Source organism: Stenotrophomonas maltophilia group sp. RNC7 (genome assembly GCF_030910085.1).
In the GTDB taxonomy this organism is placed as follows: domain Bacteria; phylum Pseudomonadota; class Gammaproteobacteria; order Xanthomonadales; family Xanthomonadaceae; genus Stenotrophomonas; species Stenotrophomonas sepilia.
The window spans coordinates 1-308 of record NZ_JAVFVN010000981.1; the positions used below are offsets into that span (position 1 = coordinate 1).

General features: G+C 37.7%; 1 pseudogene. It reads left to right on the top strand.

The annotated features are described in order from the left end of the window. Positions 1-308: pseudogene (locus RCF13_RS25275) on the top strand (hypothetical protein); the annotation flags it as partial.

Genomic DNA, 308 nt, shown 5'->3' on the forward strand with positions numbered 1-308 from the left:
ATGAGATGGATGTAGATGAAACGAATCAGGTATTATCAGCAGCTAATATTACCGGAGTATTTAATGAAGAACAAGCCATACCTGAAACGGATGCTTATAGGTATTCGAAACTTTACTCAGAGTTTGTGGCTAATGGAGGAACCGTAAATACCACTGTTTTAACAGTGGCAAATATTTTATCTGTATTCGATAAGATGATGGAGGATATGGATGAGGCAGGTGTACCACAATCAGGTAGGATTTTAAAAGTTACTCCTCCGGTTTACACAATGCTTAAAAATGCAGAAGGTATCCAACGGACTTTAGAT